Annotated in this window: 3 protein-coding genes; all 3 read left to right on the forward strand. The window is 45.2% G+C overall.

The features are described 5' to 3' along the window. Nucleotides 1-601 (forward strand): rod shape-determining protein (locus UNSWCS_RS07600; RefSeq protein ID WP_035143720.1); only part of this gene is annotated, 601 nt, incomplete at its 5' end. After that, nucleotides 591-1,346 carry a rod shape-determining protein MreC gene (mreC, locus tag UNSWCS_RS07605; RefSeq protein ID WP_004317872.1) on the forward strand — a complete coding sequence of 252 codons (756 nt, stop codon included), beginning with the start codon at nucleotides 591-593 and terminating at the stop codon, nucleotides 1,344-1,346. The genes UNSWCS_RS07600 and mreC, both read left to right, overlap by 11 nt. Further along, nucleotides 1,346-4,591 (forward strand): carbamoyl-phosphate synthase large subunit (carB, locus tag UNSWCS_RS07610; RefSeq protein WP_035143722.1); only part of this gene is annotated, 3,246 nt, incomplete at its 3' end. The genes mreC and carB, both read left to right, overlap by 1 nt.

Below are 4,591 nucleotides of genomic sequence, written 5' to 3' on the forward strand. Positions count from 1 at the left end.
GGCTATCGGAGCAAATTTACCAGTTCGCGAACCACAAGGCAACCTTGTAGTTGATATCGGCGGTGGCACGACTGAGATCGGTGTCGTCTCACTTGGCGGTCTGGTAATATCAAAATCTATCCGCACAGCTGGTGACAAGATAGATAGCAGCATAGTTAATTACATAAAAGAAAAATACAACTTACTAATAGGCGAGAGAACAGGCGAGGAGATAAAGATCGCTGTAGGCTCTGCTGTGCAGCTTGAAAAAGAGCTAAGCGTAGTGGTAAAAGGACGCGACCAAGTGAGCGGTCTTTTAAGCAGGGTTGAGCTAACAAGCGAGGATGTGAGGGAGGCGATGAGAGAACCGCTAAAAGAGATCGCAGATGCGCTAAAAACCGTGCTTGAGATGATGCCGCCTGATCTTGCTGGCGATATCGTCGAGACTGGTATCGTGCTAACTGGCGGTGGAGCGCTTATTAGAGGGCTTGACAAGTTCTTGTCTGATATCGTTAAGCTTCCAGTGTTTGTAGCTGATGAGCCGCTTCTTGCTGTTGCTAGAGGCACAGGCAAGGCACTTCAAGAGATCGGACTTTTACAACAGCTAACAAATGAAGAGTAAGATTGTTCTTTTTGTTTTTATAGCGTTGCTTGCTGGCGCCTCGATGTTTAAGGGCGAAATTTTAAGCAACATCTCTATTAAATTTAGCAACTACGCTATAAATTCATACGACAATTTTGCCAAAAGTGTGAAAGACTATATAAACGAATATTTTAGGCAGGCTAGCGAGATAGAAAAACTAAGAGCGCAAAACAAAGAACTAGAGCGCTCAGCTACGCTTCTATCGACATTTGCAAATGAGCTAAATCAAATTTTAAAAGATAAAAACTCAACTGCCTACGCCCCAGCTGTAAAGCTAGTAAAAGGGCTTAGCTACGTGCATATCGGGGATTATAATAAAATTTGGATAAGCGAGTTTGAAGGATACGACCCAAATAAAATTTACGGGCTCATCTATCAAGGAAGCAGCGCTGGCATCGTCATCGCAAAAGACGGCAAGCCGCTAGCTTACTTGCAAAATGACCCAAAAAGTATATTTGCAGTCTATATAGGAAACGACAAAATTCCAGGCGTAGCGCATGGAAATCAAGGCCAAATAATGGTGAAATTTATCCCACAATGGCTCAGCCCAAAAGAGGGCGACGAGGTCTTTACGAGCGGGCTTGACGGGATATTTTTTAGTGGGGTGCCAGTAGGGCGCGTGAGTAAAATTTTAAAAGAGAGCTCCTATCAAAGCGTGATAGTAGAGCCCTATGCAAAGCTAAACATACCAAACTACCTATACGTTGTAACAAAGGAAAAATGATGCCAAAAAGAACAGATATAAATACCATTTTGCTAATCGGCTCAGGCCCTATCGTCATCGGTCAAGCCTGCGAATTTGACTACTCAGGCACGCAAGCAGCCAAGACGCTAAAAGAGCTTGGATACCGCGTAGTGCTTATCAACTCAAACCCAGCCACCATCATGACTGATCCAAATTTCGCTGACGCAACGTATATAGAGCCGATCACAAAAGATAGCATTTTAAAGATCATCGAAAAAGAAAATATTGACGCCATTTTGCCAACGATGGGCGGACAAGTAGCGCTAAATGCTGCTATGGAGGTCTTTGAGAGTGGCCTTTTAAAGGATGTTAAATTTCTTGGTGCAAACCCAGAAGCGATAAAAAAGGGCGAAGATAGACAAATTTTTAAAGCGACCATGCAAAAGATCGGTATGGATCTGCCTGAGAGCAGATATGCCTACAACATGGACGACGCGCTAAATGCGGCAAATGAGATAGGCTTTCCGCTCATCATAAGAGCTAGTTACACACTTGGCGGCGCAGGTAGCGGCGTGGCTTACAATATGGATGAGTTTAAAGAGCTAGCCAACACCGGCCTTGACGCAAGTCCGATACATGAAATTTTGATAGAAGAGAGCTTGCTTGGTTGGAAAGAGTATGAGATGGAGGTTATCCGTGACCGCAACGATAACTGCATCATCGTCTGCTCGATCGAAAATTTCGACCCAATGGGCGTTCACACAGGCGATAGCATCACGGTCGCACCAGCACTCACGCTCACAGATAAAGAGTATCAGGCTATGCGTGACGCTAGCTTTGCCATACTTCGTGAGATCGGCGTTGATACGGGCGGCAGCAACGTGCAGTTTGCCATAGACCCAAAAACGGGCCGCATGATCGTTATCGAGATGAACCCACGCGTTAGCCGCAGCTCAGCGCTTGCTAGTAAGGCCACTGGCTATCCTATCGCAAAGGTTGCGACACTGCTTGCAGTTGGTTTTAGTCTAGATGAGATCAAAAACGACATCACAGGCACACCTGCTAGCTTTGAGCCGGTGATTGATTATATTGTGACAAAGATCCCACGCTTTACATTTGAGAAATTTCCAGGATCAAACCCATATCTAGGCACTGCGATGAAGTCAGTTGGCGAGGTCATGGCTATTGGCAGGACATTTAAAGAGAGTATCCAAAAGGCGCTTTGTAGCCTAGAGCGTGATCTTTGCGGATTTAACAGCCTTAGCCTAGAGAGAAATGCTTTGATTTATGGCATCAGAAATGCAAATGAGAGAAGAATTTTATATCTAGCGCAGGCATTTAGAGATGGCTTTAGTGTGGCTGAGGTGCATGAGTTTAGCAAGATCGATCCTTGGTTTTTGGGGCAAATTTATGAGATAGTTAAATTTGAAGATAAGATCGACATGGATATCTTAAATAATGAAGAGCTACTGCGAGAGGCCAAAAGCATGGGCTTTTCAGACAAGATGATAGCTGTGCTTATAAATGAAAAAGACGATCTTGAGCTTAGCCAAAATGATATCTATTTTGCTAGGCAGAAGCTTGGCATCGAGCTTGAATACAACGAGGTCGATACTTGCGCAGGCGAATTTAAAGCGCTAACGCCGTATCTTTACTCAACCACAAATATCACTAAATTTCCTAAAAAAGAGCTAGCAAAAGAGGCTAAAAAGGTGATGATAATAGGCGGCGGTCCAAACAGGATCGGCCAGGGCATAGAGTTTGACTACTGCTGCGTGCATGCAAGCTACGCCCTAAGAGACCTTGGCGTAAAAACGATAATGTATAACTGCAATCCAGAAACCGTCTCAACCGACTACGACACGAGCGATATTTTGTACTTTGAGCCGATCGATTTTGAGCACGTTAGATCAGTCATCGAGCGTGAAAAGCCAGACGGCGTGATCGTGCATTTTGGCGGACAAACTCCGCTTAAATTTGCAAAACGCCTAAGCGTGATCGGCGCAAAGATTATTGGAACAACTGCAAGAGTGATCGACGTGGCGGAGGATAGAAAGAAATTTAGCGAATTTATAAATAAAATAGGCGTCCTTCAGCCTAAAAATGACACCGCTACAATCCTAGAAGAAGCCTTGCAAAAGGCCGCGACTATCGGCTATCCAGTGCTTGTTCGCCCAAGCTACGTCCTTGGCGGCAGGGCGATGAGAAGGGTGCATAACGAGAGCGAGCTAAAAGAGTATATGAGCGAGGCGGTAAAGGTCAGCAACCACTCACCAGTGCTACTTGATAAATTTTTACAAGACGCAAAAGAGCTCGACGTAGACGCGATATGTGACGGCAAAGAGGTCTATATAGGTGCGATAATGGAGCACATCGAGGAGGCTGGAATTCACTCTGGCGACTCAGCTTGCATATTGCCACCGATGAGTTTAAGCGATGAGATGATAAAAAAAGTGGAGAAACAAACCAGAGATATCGCGCTAAATTTAGGCGTTGTCGGCCTTATGAATATCCAGTTTGCTATCTATGAAAACGAGCTTTATATGATCGAGGTAAATCCTCGCGCGAGCAGGACCGTGCCATTTGTGAGCAAGGCTACTGGCGTGCCTATGGCAAAGGTGGCGACAAGAGTCATGTGGCAGGGAAATTTACGTGAAGCGCTTAAATTTTATGATGATTACAGAGTTGTTTATGAAGATGGCGACATCCTAAAACCTCGCGTAAGCTCGCATGTTTGCGTAAAAGAGTGCGTGTTGCCGTTTAATAAGCTAAGTGGTGCCGATCTCATACTTGGCCCTGAGATGAAGAGTACGGGCGAGGTCATGGGTATCAGCCACGACTTTGCAAGCTCATTTGCAAAGAGCCAGATCGCTGCGAGCAACACTTTGCCAAGCAAGGGCAGGGTATTTTTAACGCTAGCTGACGGCGACAAGTCTTACGCACCAGACCTTGCAAAAGATCTTATAGCGCTTGGCTTTAGCGTCATCGCAACTGGTGGCACGCATAAAATTTTAACCGAAGCTGGTGTGGAGGCTGAGTTCGTCTATAAGATAAGCGAGGGCAGGCCAAACGTCGAAGATAGGCTAAAAAACGGCGACATAGCACTTGTTATAAATACAAGCGATACTAAATCAAGCGTGGATGATGGCAAAAAGATCCGCCAAAATGTGCTTAGATTTAAGATCCCTTACTTCACAACGATCCGTGCAGCACTCGCAGCTGCCAAGTCACTAAGCACAGTTCAAACTGGCAAAGCACTTGAAGTAAAAAGCTTGCAAGAGTAT

The sequence above is a fragment of the Campylobacter concisus UNSWCS genome, assembly GCF_000466685.1.
Classification (GTDB): Bacteria; Campylobacterota; Campylobacteria; order Campylobacterales; family Campylobacteraceae; genus Campylobacter_A; species Campylobacter_A concisus_A.